The organism is Pseudomonas sp. ANT_H4 (genome assembly GCF_008369295.1).
GTDB lineage: Bacteria > Pseudomonadota > Gammaproteobacteria > Pseudomonadales > Pseudomonadaceae > Aquipseudomonas.
Map to the genome: position 1 here is coordinate 1 of NZ_VOBG01000019.1, position 15,620 is coordinate 15,620.

Here is a 15,620-nt window from a genome sequence, read left to right on the forward strand (position 1 = left end):
GGGGTTTCCCCATGTGAGAGTAGGTCATCGTCAAGATTAAATTCCGAAACCCCATTTGCGAAAGCAGATGGGGTTTTGTTTTGGGCGATGGAAAAGTATGAGCGAGCGCCTGCCAGTCGCCTTCAATGCTAAAGTCCTGCCTTTCTATGCAATGGCCCTATGCATGGCTATCATGCGTGCCTCATTGTGAGGCGAGACTTGCATGCTGACGTTGTTGAAACTTCTAAAAGATGGCCGATTCCACTCCGGGGAAGCGCTTGGTGCAGCCTTGGGCGTCAGTCGCAGTGCTGTATGGAAGCAGCTTCAGCATCTTGAGGCGGAGTTGAATCTGCCTATCCATAAAGTCCGTGGCAGGGGATATCAGTTGGCTGCGCCCCTGGCGTTGCTAAGCCATGACGAAATAGCTGCAAATGCGCCTTCTTCTACCTGGCCAGTCTATATATCCGACTCCATTGACTCTACCAATGCCGAAGCATTGCGTCTTATTGGTGGGGGGCAGGTTGCGCCGTTTCTGGTGCTGTCGGAGCAGCAGACTGCTGGCAGGGGTAGGCGAGGGCGTAAGTGGGTAAGTCCTTTCGCTCAAAATATCTACTACAGCCTCGTATTACGAATTGATGGGGGGTTGCGACAACTGGAGGGGCTTAGCCTGGTTGTCGGCCTGGCGGTCATGCAGGCCCTGCGGGAGGCCGGCGTGCGCAATGCAGGCTTGAAGTGGCCCAATGACGTCTTGGTGGGGCAGAAGAAGATTGCTGGCATCCTCCTGGAGTTGGTCGGAGACCCGGCAGATGTCTGCCACGTAGTCCTTGGTGTGGGGATTAATGTGAATATGCAGAAAGCGCCTGAAGTCGATCAGCAATGGACTTCTGTGCAGTTGGAAACCGGTAGCGCCGTTGATCGTAACTATCTGGTAGCCCGCCTCGGCTTACAGTTACAAACCTACCTTGATCGTCATCAAGCGTCCGGCTTTTCCGCTATTCAAGGCGAATGGGAGCAGAACCATCTATGGCAGGGGCGTTCCGTCTCGCTCATTGCCGGTGTGAATCAAGTCGAAGGGCTGGTGCTGGGTATCGATGGGCAGGGTGCGTTACGCTTGGGGGTGGATGGTGTTGAAAAAATATACAGCGGTGGTGAGTTAAGCCTGAGGTTGCGTGATGATTCTTGAGCTCGACTGTGGGAATAGCTTTATCAAATGGCGAGTGCTTGAGTCAGGCAGGGCGTATGTTTTTGCCGAGGGGATCGTCGGCTCGGATATCGTGTTAATAGATAGTCTGTCAGCGCTTGCGGGCTTGGCGATAAAACATTGTCGACTGGTGAGTGTTCGTGCTTCCGAGGAGACAAACAAGTTGGTTGCGGCCCTGGTAGATGCCTTTGGCATCACTGTGGTTTGTGCTACATCTGCGCGGCAGATGGCTGGGGTGCGTAATGGGTACGAAGACTTCGAGCGGCTAGGGCTTGATCGCTGGTTGGCTATGCTTGGCGGTTTTCAGTTGTCGCCGGGCTCGTGCCTTGTACTCGATTTTGGTACGGCGGCTACCTCCGACTTTATTGCTGCGGACGGTGAGCATCTCGGCGGGTTTATTTGTCCTGGTATGCCATTAATGCGTAACCAGCTGCGAACGCATACTCGCAAAATACGCTACGACGATATTGCCGCCGAGCGTGCCCTTGAGCACCTGTCGCCAGGTCGTACGACCGTAGAGGCGGTGGAGCGCGGCTGTATGCTTATGTTGAGAGGGTTTGTTCTGACTCAGCTGGAGTTGGCCCAGCGTTACTGGGGTGACGAATTCACCGTATTCCTGACGGGAGGGGATGCTGAGCTGATTGCTGATGCCGTGCCTCGAGCGAAACTCGTCCCTGATCTTGTTTTTGTTGGTTTGGCGATGGCGTGCCCCTTGTCCTGAGGTTTTTATGCGTTGGCTGTTTTTGCTTTTGCTGGTCCTTAATATCTTCTATTACATTTGGCATCAGCAGGAAGCGCCCCTGCGTGCCAAGGATGTTACGCCCCTGGTTCTGTACCGAGGTTCTCAGCAGGATATCCAGTTATTGAGCGAGTCTGCTGATGCCGTGGTTCGACGGGACAGGGCAAAGGCCCCAGAGGTGCAGAGCAGTTGTCTCTATATTGGTGGTTTTGCTGATCAGAAGCAGGCGCGGTCTGTGGAACAGCGGCTTACCAGTCTGGACATCAAGGTAAAACTGCAGTCGCTGAGCGCTCCTGATGTTTCGGGATACTGGCTGAGAGTGGCACCTGAAAGCCGGCGTCTGGCCGATGATTTGCCCTTTGAAAACCTTGCTAACGAATTCAATGAGTTAAAACATAAAATAATGCCGTGCGAAGGCATTGCAACTGTTGAATAGTTTGCATAGAATGGCGCCCGCTTCGCAGTGATGACCTCTTGAGGGAAACGGTGTGATGCGAGAGTCAACGCAGCTAACCTCATATTTTTAATGAGAAAATGCTTGACAGAAGGCTGGCATGATATAGAATGCCGGCTCGCTTAGGAGGGGTTCCCGAGCGGCCAAAGGGATCAGACTGTAAATCTGACGTCTACGACTTCGAAGGTTCGAATCCTTCCCCCTCCACCATTTTAGCGTGAGCTGCAAGCTCTGCGGGTATAGTTTAGTGGTAGAACCTCAGCCTTCCAAGCTGATGATGCGGGTTCGATTCCCGCTACCCGCTCCAAGTTTGCAGGTTGTGCATAGTGTTTTGCTCTTGTAGCTCAGTTGGTAGAGCACACCCTTGGTAAGGGTGAGGTCAGCGGTTCGAATCCGCTCAAGAGCTCCATATAACAAGGCAGATATGAGAATATCTGCCTTTGTTTTAACGGCTGCCTCTGATTGATTCTCCCCTCTTTTGTGATTTTGTTTGGGTGGGGTCCAAGTCTGCAGGGGTTTGTTGTTGTAAAGTCTTTTTCAGATCGGCATAATTGTCGGCCTGATTTTGTTTTAGGTCAGTAGCTCAATTGGCAGAGCGACGGTCTCCAAAACCGTAGGTTGGGGGTTCGATTCCCTCCTGACCTGCCAGATTCACTTGGTGTGTCTGGCTTTCTTTTCACAGGATCTTCATAGATGACTCCTAAGGCTGAAGCTCAAGGCTCTCGCTTCGATCTGCTCAAGTGGCTTGTAGTAGTCGCTGTTGTGGTCGTAGGCGTTGTCGGCAACCAGTACTACTCTGCGTCGCCGATCCTGTACCGCGTCCTCGCATTGCTCGCCCTTGCTGCTGTTGCTGCCTTTGTTGGCCTACAGACTGCTAAAGGCAAGTCTTTTGCGGTCCTGGTAAAGGAAGCTCGTACCGAGATCCGTAAAGTCGTTTGGCCGACTCGCCAAGAAACCACACAGACCACGTTGATTGTGGTAGCTGTTGTTCTGGTTATGGCGTTGCTGTTGTGGGGGCTTGATTCCCTGCTCGGCTGGCTTGTTTCCTTGATTGTTGGCTAAGGGTGTCCCGTGGCTAAGCGTTGGTACGTTGTGCATGCTTACTCGGGTTACGAGAAGCATGTCATGCGCTCTTTGCTAGAGCGCATAAAGTTTGCAGGCATGGAAGACGGCTTCGGCGAAATTCTGGTTCCCACTGAAGAAGTGGTTGAAATGCGTAATGGCCAGAAACGTAAAAGCGAGCGCAAGTTCTTCCCTGGCTACGTTCTGGTTCAAATGGACATGAATGAGGGTACTTGGCACTTGGTCAAGGACACTCCTCGCGTCATGGGCTTTATCGGTGGTACCGCTGATAAGCCTGCTGCGATTACCGACAAAGAGGCAGAGTCGATTCTGCGTCGTGTTGCTGATGGTAGCGACAAGCCCAAGCCGAAGACATTGTTCGAGCCGGGTGAGATTGTTCGTGTTACTGATGGTCCGTTTGCAGATTTTAACGGCACTGTCGAAGAAGTTAACTACGAAAAGAGCCGAATCCAAGTGGCAGTGCTCATTTTCGGTCGCTCTACTCCGGTAGAGCTAGAGTTCAGCCAGGTCGAAAAAGTCTAGCTGAGCAAGCATCCCAACCCCGCAGCCTTAGGCTGTGGGGTTTTGTCGTCACTGGGATAAACGCGCAAGTAACCGGGGAGCCTTTCGAGGCGTTTGAACCCGTAATTGGAGTGCCTCATGGCCAAGAAGATTACCGCTTACATCAAGCTGCAAGTGAAGGCCGCTCAGGCCAATCCAAGCCCACCCGTCGGTCCAGCTCTGGGTCAGCACGGCGTGAATATCATGGAATTCTGCAAGGCCTTCAACGCCCGTACTCAGGGTATTGAGCCAGGTCTGCCGACTCCAGTGATCATTACTGTATACAGCGACCGTAGCTTCACTTTCGAAACTAAGTCGACCCCGGCTTCGGTTTTGTTGAAGAAAGCTGCTGGTCTGACTAGCGGTTCCGCTCGTCCAAACACCGTTAAGGTTGGCACCGTGACCCGTGCTCAGCTGGAAGAAATCGCGAAAACCAAAAACGCGGATCTGACTGCAGCTGATATGGATGCAGCCGTGCGTACCATCGCCGGTTCTGCTCGTAGCATGGGCCTTAACGTGGAGGGTGTGTAATGGCTAAGCTGACCAAGCGCCAAAAGGCTATCGCCGGCAAAATCGAAGCAGGCAAGGCCTACAACTTTGTAGATGCTGCTGCACTGCTGACCGAGCTGTCGACTGTCAAGTTCAGCGAGTCTGTTGACATTGCTGTGAACTTGGGTGTAGACCCGCGTAAATCCGACCAGGTCGTTCGTAGCGCAACTGTGCTGCCACACGGCACTGGCAAGACTGTACGTGTTGCTGTCTTCACCCAAGGCCCTGCAGCTGAAGCTGCTCTGGCTGCCGGCGCTGACCGTGTAGGTATGGATGACCTGGCTGCCGAAATGAAAGCCGGCAACCTGAACTTTGATGTAGTTATCGCATCCCCGGATGCAATGCGCGTTGTGGGTCAGTTGGGTCAGATCCTGGGCCCACGTGGCCTGATGCCTAACCCTAAAGTCGGCACCGTAACTCCAGACGTAGCTACCGCGGTTAAAAACGCCAAGGCTGGTCAGGTTCGTTATCGCACCGACAAAAACGGCATCATTCACACCTCCGTTGGCAAAGTCGGCTTCGACGCCGTCAAGCTGAAGGAAAACGTTGAAGCCCTGATCGCTGATCTGAAGCGTATCAAGCCAGCTTCCTCGAAAGGTATCTACGTCAAGCGCGTTACCCTGAGCACCACCATGGGCCCAGGTCTGGTCATCGACCAAGGCTCGCTGGACGTATAAGACATAAACTGGCGCAAGCAATTGCGGCAGTTGAAAAATTGGGGTCCCTGCCTGGCGGGGGCTATCCAAGACCGTAGGCGGCGCAAGTCTTAAACCTCAAGCCTACGCAGATGGTGCTCCCGGTTCCTTACCGAATCAGACACCAAAACGACATCCGGCTTCGGTTGGATGAAACGGTAACAAGCAGGAGTTTTTCCCGTGGCAATTAAACTTGAAGACAAGAAGGCCATCGTCGCTGAAGTCAACAAGGCTGCCAAAGTTGCCCTGTCCGCTGTCGTGGTTGATGCCCGCGGTGTGACAGTAGGCGCTATGACCGGACTCCGTAAAGAGGCTCGTGAAGCTGGCGTTTACGTACGTGTTGTACGTAACACCCTGCTCAAGCGCGCTGTTGCCGACACTCAATACAGTGTTCTCAACGACGTGTTCACCGGCCCGACCTTGATTGCATTCTCCAACGAACATCCAGGTGCTGCTGCCCGTTTGTTCAAAGAGTTCGCAAAAGGTCAGGACAAGTTCGAGATCAAGGCAGCTGCGTTCGAGGGTAACTACCTCGCAGCTAATCAGATCGACGTACTGGCAAGCCTGCCGACCCGTGACGAAGCCATTTCCCAGCTGATGAGCGTGATTCAAGGCGCAACCAGCAAATTGGCTCGTACTCTGGCGGCTCTTCGCGACCAGAAAGAAGCTGTTGCAGCTTAAGGCTGAGCAACTCCTTTTTACGTTTATTGTTTATTTCGATGGCCGCGTAGGCCGTCACCCCAATACAGGAATTTATAGTCATGTCTCTGACTAACGACCAAATCATCGAAGCAATCGGCGAAAAATCCGTTCTGGAAATCGTTGAACTGATCAAGGCAATGGAAGAGAAGTTCGGCGTTTCTGCTGCCGCTGCTTCTGCTGGTCCTGCTGCTGCCGCTGCTGTCGTTGAAGAACAAACTGAATTCAACGTTGTTCTGCTTGAAGCTGGCGACAAGAAAGTTAACGTGATCAAGGCTGTACGTGAGCTGACCGGTCTGGGCCTGAAAGAAGCCAAGGCTGTAGTTGATAGCGGTGCTGGTTCCGTGGTTCTGGAAGCTGTGTCGGCTGACGCTGCTGCTAAAGCCAAGGCTACCTTGGAAGAAGCAGGCGCTAAAGTCGAGCTGAAGTAAGCATCGACCTTGCGTCTCCAGCCCAAGCGTTAAGCTGAAGGCTGATGGCTGGTGGCTCTTGCCACCGGCCTTTTTCCGTTATTGGCAATCGACTCGGTCGTCGCCTATAGCGCGCTGTAACCACCCGATGGGGTGGCGCAAACCATGGGGTTTGCACGATTTTCTGGCTGCTCCCGTCGGGAGGGGCCAAACAAGCAGGTGACCAAGCTGGGGAACGCTGATGGCTTACTCATATACTGAGAAAAAACGTATCCGCAAGGACTTTAGCAAGTTGCCGGACGTCATGGATGTCCCGTACCTTCTGGCTATCCAGCTGGATTCGTATCGTGAATTCTTGCAGGCGGGAGCGACCAAAGATCAGTTCCGCGACGTGGGCCTGCATGCGGCCTTCAAATCTGTTTTCCCGATCATCAGCTACTCCGGCAATGCTGCGCTGGAGTACGTCGGTTATCGCCTGGGCGAACCGGCATTTGATGTCAAAGAATGCGTGTTGCGCGGTGTTACGTACGCCGTACCTTTGCGGGTAAAAGTCCGTTTGATCATTTTCGACAAAGAATCGTCGAACAAAGCGATCAAGGACATCAAAGAGCAAGAAGTCTACATGGGTGAAATCCCCCTGATGACTGAGAACGGTACCTTCGTTATCAATGGTACCGAGCGCGTTATCGTTTCCCAGCTGCACCGTTCCCCGGGCGTGTTCTTCGACCACGATCGCGGCAAGACGCACAGCTCCGGCAAACTTTTGTACTCCGCGCGGATCATTCCGTACCGTGGTTCGTGGTTGGACTTCGAGTTCGACCCGAAAGACTGCGTGTTCGTGCGTATCGACCGTCGTCGCAAGCTGCCGGCATCGGTCCTGCTGCGCGCGCTCGGCTATACCACTGAGCAGGTGCTGGACGCGTTCTACACCACCAACGTATTCCATGTGAGTGGCGAAACCCTCAGCCTGGAGCTGGTGCCTCAGCGCCTGCGTGGTGAGATTGCTGTTCTGGACATCCAGGACGAGAAAGGCAAGGTCATCGTTGAAGCCGGCCGCCGTATTACTGCGCGCCACATCAACCAGATCGAAAAAGCCGGTATCAAGACGCTGGAGGTGCCTCTGGACTACGTCCTGGGTCGCACCACCGCCAAGGTCATCGTGCACCCGGCCACAGGCGAAATCCTGGCTGAATGCAACACTGAGCTGAATACCGAGATCCTGGGCAAAATCGCCAAGTCTCAGATTGTTCGCCTCGAGACCCTGTACACCAACGACATCGACTGCGGTCCGTTCGTCTCCGACACCCTGAAGATCGACTCCACCAGCAACCAATTGGAAGCGCTGGTCGAGATCTATCGCATGATGCGTCCTGGCGAGCCACCAACCAAAGACGCTGCCGAGACCCTGTTCAACAACCTGTTCTTCAGCCCTGAGCGCTATGACCTGTCTGCGGTCGGCCGGATGAAGTTCAACCGTCGTATCGGTCGTACCGAGATCGAAGGTTCGGGCGTGTTGTGCAAGGAAGACATCGTTGCCGTTCTGAAGACTCTGGTCGACATCCGTAACGGTAAAGGCATCGTCGATGACATCGACCACCTGGGTAACCGTCGTGTTCGCTGCGTAGGCGAAATGGCCGAGAACCAGTTCCGCGTTGGTCTGGTACGTGTTGAGCGTGCGGTCAAAGAGCGTCTGTCGATGGCTGAAAGCGAAGGCCTGATGCCGCAAGACCTGATCAACGCCAAGCCAGTGGCTGCAGCGGTGAAAGAGTTCTTCGGTTCCAGCCAGCTCTCGCAGTTCATGGACCAGAACAACCCGCTCTCCGAGATCACCCACAAGCGCCGTGTTTCCGCACTGGGCCCTGGCGGTCTGACTCGTGAGCGTGCAGGCTTTGAAGTTCGTGACGTACACCCGACTCACTATGGTCGTGTATGCCCGATTGAAACGCCGGAAGGTCCGAACATCGGCCTGATCAACTCCCTGGCCGCTTATGCGCGCACCAACCAGTACGGTTTCCTCGAGAGCCCGTACCGTGTGGTGAAAGACGCTCTGGTCACCGACGAGATCGTGTTCCTGTCCGCCATCGAAGAAGCTGATCACGTGATCGCTCAGGCCTCGGCCACGATGAACGACAAGAAAATGCTGATCGACGAACTGGTAGCTGTTCGTCACTTGAACGAGTTCACCGTCAAGGCGCCGGAAGACGTCACCTTGATGGACGTATCGCCGAAGCAGGTAGTTTCGGTTGCAGCGTCGCTGATCCCGTTCCTGGAACACGATGACGCCAACCGTGCGTTGATGGGTTCCAACATGCAGCGTCAAGCTGTACCGACCCTGCGTGCTGACAAGCCGCTGGTAGGTACCGGCATGGAGCGTAACGTAGCCCGTGACTCCGGCGTTTGTGTCGTGGCTCGTCGTGGCGGTGTTATCGACTCTGTTGATGCCAGCCGTATCGTGGTTCGTGTTGCTGATGACGAAGTTGAAACTGGCGAAGCCGGTGTCGACATCTACAACCTGACCAAGTACACCCGCTCCAACCAGAACACCTGCATCAACCAGCGTCCGCTGGTGAGCAAGGGTGATCGGGTTCAGCGCAGCGACATTATGGCCGATGGTCCGTCCACCGACATGGGTGAGCTGGCGCTGGGTCAGAACATGCGTATCGCGTTCATGGCCTGGAACGGTTACAACTTCGAAGACTCCATCTGCCTGTCCGAGCGTGTTGTTCAGGAAGACCGCTTCACCACGATCCACATTCAGGAACTGACCTGTGTGGCACGTGACACCAAGCTTGGGCCAGAGGAAATCACTGCAGACATCCCGAACGTGGGTGAAGCTGCACTGAACAAGCTGGACGAAGCCGGTATCGTTTACGTAGGTGCTGAGGTTGGCGCAGGCGACATCCTGGTTGGTAAGGTCACTCCGAAAGGCGAGACTCAACTGACTCCGGAAGAGAAGCTGTTGCGTGCCATCTTCGGTGAAAAAGCCAGCGACGTTAAAGACACCTCCCTGCGCGTACCTACCGGTACCAAGGGTACTGTCATCGACGTACAGGTCTTCACCCGTGACGGTGTTGAGCGTGATGCTCGTGCACTGTCCATCGAGAAGACCCAACTCGACGAGATCCGCAAGGATCTGAATGAAGAGTTCCGTATCGTTGAAGGCGCGACCTTCGAACGTCTGCGTTCCGCCCTGGTAGGCCGTAAGGCTGAAGGCGGCGCCGGCCTGAAGAAAGGTCAGGAGATCAGCGACGAAGTACTCGACGGTCTTGAGCACGGCCAGTGGTTCAAACTGCGCATGGCTGAAGATGCTCTGAACGAGCAGCTCGAGAAGGCTCAGGCCTACATCGTTGATCGTCGCCGTCTGCTGGACGACAAGTTCGAAGACAAGAAGCGCAAACTGCAGCAGGGCGATGACCTGGCTCCAGGCGTGCTGAAAATCGTCAAGGTTTACCTGGCAATCCGTCGCCGTATCCAGCCTGGCGACAAGATGGCCGGTCGTCACGGTAACAAAGGTGTGGTCTCCGTGATCATGCCGGTTGAAGACATGCCGCACGATGCCAATGGCACCCCGGTCGACGTCGTCCTCAACCCGTTGGGCGTACCTTCGCGTATGAACGTTGGTCAGATCCTTGAAACCCACCTGGGCCTCGCGGCCAAAGGTTTGGGCGAGAAGATCAATCGTATGATCGAAGAGCAGCGCAAGGTTGCTGACCTGCGCAAGTTCCTGCACGAGATCTACAACGAGATCGGCGGTCGCAACGAAGCGCTGGACACCTTCACCGACCAGGAAATCCTGGATCTGGCGAAGAACCTGCGCGGCGGTGTTCCAATGGCTACGCCGGTGTTCGACGGTGCCAAGGAAAGCGAAATCAAGGCCATGCTGAAACTAGCAGACCTGCCAGAAAGCGGCCAGATGCAGCTGTTCGACGGCCGTACCGGCAACAAGTTTGAGCGCCCGGTTACTGTTGGCTACATGTACATGCTGAAGCTGAACCACTTGGTAGACGATAAGATGCACGCTCGTTCTACCGGTTCGTACAGCCTGGTTACCCAGCAGCCGTTGGGTGGTAAGGCTCAGTTCGGTGGTCAGCGCTTCGGGGAGATGGAGGTCTGGGCACTGGAAGCATACGGTGCTGCATACACTCTGCAAGAAATGCTCACAGTGAAGTCGGATGATGTGAACGGCCGGACCAAGATGTACAAAAACATCGTGGACGGCGATCACCGTATGGAGCCGGGCATGCCCGAGTCCTTCAACGTGTTGATCAAAGAAATTCGTTCCCTCGGCATCGATATCGATCTGGAAACCGAATAACACGTGACGCGAATCGAGAGCGGGGCTGTTTAGCCCGCTCTCTGCTCCGCCAGGAGGAAAGGCCTTGAAAGACCTACTGAATTTGCTGAAAAACCAGGGTCAAGTCGAAGAGTTCGACGCCATCCGTATTGGGTTGGCATCGCCTGAGATGATCCGTTCGTGGTCGTTCGGTGAAGTTAAAAAACCGGAAACCATCAACTACCGTACGTTCAAACCTGAGCGTGACGGCCTGTTCTGCGCCAAGATCTTTGGCCCGGTAAAGGATTACGAGTGCCTGTGCGGTAAGTACAAGCGCTTGAAGCACCGTGGTGTGATCTGCGAGAAGTGCGGCGTTGAAGTCGCACTGGCCAAGGTTCGTCGTGAGCGCATGGCGCACATCGAACTGGCTTCGCCGGTTGCTCACATCTGGTTCCTGAAATCGCTGCCGTCCCGTATCGGCTTGCTGATGGACATGACCCTGCGTGATATCGAACGCGTTCTCTACTTCGAGAGCTACGTTGTTATCGATCCAGGCATGACCACCCTTGAAAAGGGTCAGTTGCTCAACGACGAACAGTACTTCGAAGCGCTGGAAGAGTTCGGCGACGATTTCGATGCCCGCATGGGTGCTGAAGCTGTCCGTGAACTGCTGCACGCTATCGACCTAGAGCACGAGATTGGCCGCCTGCGTGAAGAAATTCCGCAAACCAACTCCGAAACCAAGATCAAGAAGCTGTCCAAGCGTCTGAAGTTGATGGAAGCCTTCCTGGGTTCCGGCAACTTGCCAGAGTGGATGGTGCTGACCGTTCTTCCGGTTTTGCCGCCAGACTTGCGTCCACTGGTACCTTTGGATGGCGGTCGCTTCGCGACTTCCGACCTTAACGACCTGTACCGTCGCGTGATCAACCGTAACAACCGCTTGAAGCGCCTGCTTGATCTGTCCGCTCCGGACATCATCGTGCGCAACGAAAAGCGTATGTTGCAGGAAGCTGTCGATGCCTTGCTCGACAACGGTCGTCGTGGCCGCGCTATCACAGGTTCCAACAAGCGTCCTCTGAAATCCCTGGCTGACATGATCAAGGGTAAGCAGGGTCGTTTCCGTCAGAACTTGCTCGGTAAGCGTGTTGACTACTCCGGTCGTTCGGTAATTACCGTAGGCCCGACCCTGCGTCTGCACCAGTGCGGTCTGCCGAAGAAGATGGCTCTCGAGCTGTTCAAACCGTTCATTTTTGGCAAGCTGGAAATGCGCGGTCTCGCGACCACCATCAAAGCGGCCAAGAAAATGGTCGAGCGCGAGCTGCCAGAAGTTTGGGACGTTCTCGCTGAAGTGATTCGCGAACACCCGGTTCTCCTCAACCGTGCACCGACCCTTCACCGTCTGGGTATCCAGGCGTTTGAACCGGTACTGATCGAAGGTAAGGCTATCCAGCTGCACCCGTTGGTCTGTGCTGCGTACAACGCCGACTTCGACGGCGACCAAATGGCCGTGCACGTGCCGCTGACGCTGGAAGCCCAGCTGGAAGCGCGTGCGTTGATGATGTCGACCAACAACATTCTGTCGCCAGCCAACGGTGAGCCAATCATCGTTCCGTCGCAGGACGTTGTATTGGGTCTGTACTACATGACTCGTGAAGCGATCAACGCCAAGGGCGAAGGTCGTGTGTTCGCGGATCTGCAGGAAGTTGACCGTGTGTTCCGTGCCGGCGAAGCCGCTCTGCACGCCAAGGTCAAGGTCCGCATCCACGAAACCGTCAACGATCGTGATGGTGGCAGCGTCAAGAACACCCGTATCGTCGACACTACCGTCGGCCGTGCGCTGTTGTTCCAGGTTGTTCCACCTGGCCTGTCGTACGACGTGGTCAACCAGCCAATGAAGAAAAAGGCGATCTCCAAGCTGATCAACCAGTGCTACCGCGTGGTTGGTTTGAAAGAGACCGTTATCTTCGCTGACCAGTTGATGTACACCGGTTTTGCTTATTCGACCATTTCCGGCGTTTCCATCGGTGTTAACGACTTCGTTATCCCGGACGAGAAAGCCGCCATCATCAGTGCTGCTACCGATGAAGTGAAAGAGATCGAAAGCCAGTACGCCTCTGGCCTGGTAACCCAGGGCGAGAAGTACAACAAAGTGATCGACCTTTGGTCCAAGGCCAACGACGAAGTGTCGAAGGCGATGATGTCGAACCTCTCGAAAGAGCGTGTTATCGACCGTCATGGCGTAGAAGTCGATCAAGAGTCGTTCAACTCGATGTACATGATGGCCGACTCGGGCGCACGGGGTTCTGCTGCGCAGATCCGTCAGCTCGCCGGTATGCGTGGCCTGATGGCCAAGCCGGACGGTTCCATCATCGAAACGCCAATTACTGCGAACTTCCGTGAAGGTTTGAGTGTACTTCAGTACTTCATCTCTACTCACGGTGCACGTAAAGGTCTGGCTGATACCGCGTTGAAAACCGCTAACTCCGGTTACCTGACTCGTCGTCTGGTAGACGTTGCGCAAGACTTGGTTGTGACTGAAGTCGACTGCGGTACCGAACGCGGTCTGCTGATGACTCCGCACATCGAAGGCGGCGACGTTGTAGAACCGTTGGGTGAGCGCGTACTGGGTCGAGTAATCGCCCGTGACGTATTCAAGCCAGGTACCGAGGAAGTTATCGTTCCTGCCGGCACTCTGGTTGACGAGAAATGGGTTGAATTCATCGAACTCAACAGCATCGACGAAGTGATTGTACGTTCGCCGATCAGTTGCGAAACCCGTTATGGTATTTGCGCCAAGTGCTACGGCCGTGACTTAGCTCGTGGTCATCAGGTGAACATCGGTGAAGCGGTCGGCGTTATCGCTGCCCAGTCCATCGGTGAGCCGGGTACCCAGCTGACCATGCGTACGTTCCACATCGGTGGTGCGGCAAGCCGGACCTCCGCTGCGGACAGCGTTCAGGTGAAGAATGGCGGTACCGTTCGTCTGCACAACTTGAAGCACGTTGAGCGAGTGGATGGCTGCCTGGTTGCTGTGTCCCGCTCCGGTGAGCTGGCAATCGCTGATGACTACGGTCGTGAGCGTGAGCGTTACAAACTGCCGTACGGTGCTGTGATTTCGGTCAAAGAAGGTGACAAGGTCGACGCTGGCGCAATCGTGGCCAAGTGGGATCCGCACACTCACCCAATCGTTACCGAAATGAAAGGGACCGTGACCTACGTGGGCATGGAAGAAGGCATCACGATCAAGCGTCAGACTGACGAATTGACCGGTATGACCAACATTGAAGTACTCGACGCCAAAGACCGTCCAGCTGCCGGTAAAGATATCCGTCCTGCTGTGAAGATGGTTGATGACAACGGCAAGGATCTCTTGCTGCCGGGTACCGACGTAATTGCCCAGTACTTCCTGCCTGCCAACGCCCTTGTCGGTGTGGCGGATGGTGCGAAAATCGCGATCGGTGATGTTATCGCTCGTATTCCGCAAGAAACTTCGAAAACTCGTGACATCACCGGTGGTCTGCCGCGTGTTGCCGACTTGTTCGAAGCTCGTCGTCCGAAGGAAGCATCGATTCTGGCTGAAGTCAGCGGCACCATCGCGTTCGGTAAAGAGACCAAAGGCAAGCGCCGTCTGGTCATTACCCCGAACGACGGTACCGATCTGTACGAAGAGCTGATTCCGAAGTGGCGTCACCTGAACGTCTTCGAAGGCGAACAGGTAAACCGCGGCGAAGTTATCTCTGACGGCCCGAGCGATCCACACGACATCCTGCGTTTGCTGGGTGTGAGTGCGCTCGCCAAGTACATCGTTAACGAGATCCAGGACGTTTACCGCCTGCAAGGCGTGAAGATCAACGATAAGCACATCGAGACCATCCTGCGTCAGATGCTGCGTAAAGTTGAGATCGCTGAATCCGGCGATTCGACTTTCATCAAGGGCGACCAGATGGAGTTGACTCACGTACTGGTAGAAAACGAGCGTCTGGCTGGCGACGAGAAATTCGTTTCCAAGTTCACTCGGGTACTGCTGGGTATTACCAAGGCGTCGTTGTCCACTGAGTCGTTCATCTCGGCGGCCTCCTTCCAGGAGACCACTCGCGTACTGACCGAAGCAGCGGTAACCGGCAAGCGCGATTACCTGCGCGGCCTGAAAGAAAACGTGGTTGTGGGTCGTCTGATCCCAGCCGGTACCGGCTTGGCTTACCACAGCGAGCGCAAGCGCCGCCGTGAGCTTGACAAACCGCTGCGCGTAAGCGCCAGTGAAGTGGAAGCTGCACTGACCGAAGCGCTGAACTCAAGCGGTAACTGAGTTCTGCGATAAATAAGTCCGGGCCCTGGCAGCCCCGTTCGTCGGATCGAGATAGTTTTATCCCGGTTCGATGGAAGGGGAGGTCGGGGCCTTGCCTTGACTGGGGGCAAGATCCTCTTTAGACTCTTGTACCCCTAAATTTGGCGGGAATTCGTTCCTGCCATTTTGCTTTTCTTGCAAGACAATAGCGTCGCAAGACAACAGTGGAGCTAGTAGATGGCAACTATCAACCAGCTGGTACGTCAGCCGCGTAAGCGTATCGTCGAGAAATCCGACGTGCCTGCGCTGCAGAACTGCCCGCAACGTCGTGGCGTATGCACTCGCGTGTATACCACTACGCCGAAAAAACCTAACTCGGCACTGCGTAAAGTATGCCGTGTGCGTCTGACCAACGGTTTCGAGGTTTCCTCGTACATCGGCGGTGAAGGCCACAACCTGCAAGAACACAGCGTGGTACTGATCCGTGGCGGTCGTGTAAAAGACTTGCCAGGTGTTCGTTACCACACCGTGCGCGGCTCCTTGGATACCTCCGGCGTTAAAGGTCGTAACCAGGGTCGTTCGAAGTACGGTACCAAGAAGCCTAAGTAGTAGTGGCTTTTTGTAAAACTGAATCATCTTATTTTCTGAGTCGATAAGAGTAAGGTCGGAGGCGTCCCGCAAGGGCACCGATTCCGAGCGAACCTGAAGACCGT

12 protein-coding genes and 4 tRNA genes are annotated in these 15,620 nt (G+C 54.9%); all 16 read left to right on the forward strand.

Annotated elements, in window-relative coordinates:
- The first annotated feature begins 202 nt into the window (after positions 1-202).
- Complete coding sequence (gene birA / locus FQ182_RS21200) at positions 203-1,162, forward strand: bifunctional biotin--[acetyl-CoA-carboxylase] ligase/biotin operon repressor BirA (protein ID WP_149413637.1); 960 nt, start codon at positions 203-205, stop codon at positions 1,160-1,162.
- Positions 1,152-1,901 carry a pantothenate kinase gene (locus tag FQ182_RS21205; protein ID WP_149413636.1) on the forward strand — a complete coding sequence of 250 codons (750 nt, stop codon included), beginning with the start codon at positions 1,152-1,154 and terminating at the stop codon, positions 1,899-1,901. The genes birA and FQ182_RS21205 overlap by 11 nt, the downstream gene beginning before the upstream one ends.
- A 7-nt stretch (positions 1,902-1,908) precedes the next feature.
- A complete protein-coding gene (locus FQ182_RS21210) occupies positions 1,909-2,355 on the forward strand; it encodes a hypothetical protein (protein WP_149413635.1) in 447 nt (148 codons plus the stop codon).
- Positions 2,356-2,498: 143 nt separating this feature from the next.
- A tRNA-Tyr gene (locus tag FQ182_RS21215) sits at positions 2,499-2,583 on the forward strand.
- A 23-nt stretch (positions 2,584-2,606) separates the two neighbouring features.
- Positions 2,607-2,680, forward strand: a tRNA-Gly gene (locus tag FQ182_RS21220).
- A 26-nt stretch (positions 2,681-2,706) separates the two neighbouring features.
- Positions 2,707-2,782, forward strand: a tRNA-Thr gene (locus tag FQ182_RS21225).
- Between the two features lie 163 nt (positions 2,783-2,945).
- A tRNA-Trp gene (locus FQ182_RS21230) sits at positions 2,946-3,021 on the forward strand.
- A gap of 45 nt (positions 3,022-3,066) precedes the next feature.
- On the forward strand, positions 3,067-3,435 hold the full coding sequence (secE, locus tag FQ182_RS21235; protein WP_076016471.1) for a preprotein translocase subunit SecE: 369 nt from the start codon (positions 3,067-3,069) through the stop codon (positions 3,433-3,435).
- 9 nt (positions 3,436-3,444) lie between these two features.
- A complete protein-coding gene (nusG, locus tag FQ182_RS21240; protein WP_149413634.1) occupies positions 3,445-3,978 on the forward strand; it encodes a transcription termination/antitermination protein NusG in 534 nt (177 codons plus the stop codon).
- A gap of 117 nt (positions 3,979-4,095) precedes the next feature.
- Positions 4,096-4,527, forward strand: coding sequence for a 50S ribosomal protein L11 (gene rplK / locus FQ182_RS21245; RefSeq protein ID WP_003210097.1), 432 nt, complete (start codon positions 4,096-4,098; stop codon positions 4,525-4,527).
- Positions 4,527-5,222 carry a 50S ribosomal protein L1 gene (gene rplA / locus FQ182_RS21250; protein ID WP_133103487.1) on the forward strand — a complete coding sequence of 232 codons (696 nt, stop codon included), beginning with the start codon at positions 4,527-4,529 and terminating at the stop codon, positions 5,220-5,222. The genes rplK and rplA overlap by 1 nt, the downstream gene beginning before the upstream one ends.
- A gap of 198 nt (positions 5,223-5,420) precedes the next feature.
- Positions 5,421-5,921: a 50S ribosomal protein L10 gene (gene rplJ, locus FQ182_RS21255; RefSeq protein ID WP_133103486.1), complete on the forward strand. Its 501-nt coding sequence runs from the start codon at positions 5,421-5,423 to the stop codon at positions 5,919-5,921.
- An 80-nt stretch (positions 5,922-6,001) separates the two neighbouring features.
- Positions 6,002-6,370 carry a 50S ribosomal protein L7/L12 gene (gene rplL, locus FQ182_RS21260; RefSeq protein WP_149413633.1) on the forward strand — a complete coding sequence of 123 codons (369 nt, stop codon included), beginning with the start codon at positions 6,002-6,004 and terminating at the stop codon, positions 6,368-6,370.
- 220 nt (positions 6,371-6,590) lie between these two features.
- On the forward strand, positions 6,591-10,664 hold the full coding sequence (gene rpoB, locus FQ182_RS21265) for a DNA-directed RNA polymerase subunit beta (protein WP_149413632.1): 4,074 nt from the start codon (positions 6,591-6,593) through the stop codon (positions 10,662-10,664).
- Between the two features lie 64 nt (positions 10,665-10,728).
- Positions 10,729-14,928, forward strand: a complete 4,200-nt coding sequence (gene rpoC, locus FQ182_RS21270) for a DNA-directed RNA polymerase subunit beta' (RefSeq protein WP_133103483.1) — start codon at positions 10,729-10,731, stop codon at positions 14,926-14,928.
- A gap of 216 nt (positions 14,929-15,144) precedes the next feature.
- Positions 15,145-15,516: a 30S ribosomal protein S12 gene (rpsL, locus tag FQ182_RS21275; RefSeq protein ID WP_002555494.1), complete on the forward strand. Its 372-nt coding sequence runs from the start codon at positions 15,145-15,147 to the stop codon at positions 15,514-15,516.
- Positions 15,517-15,620: the final 104 nt, after the last annotated feature.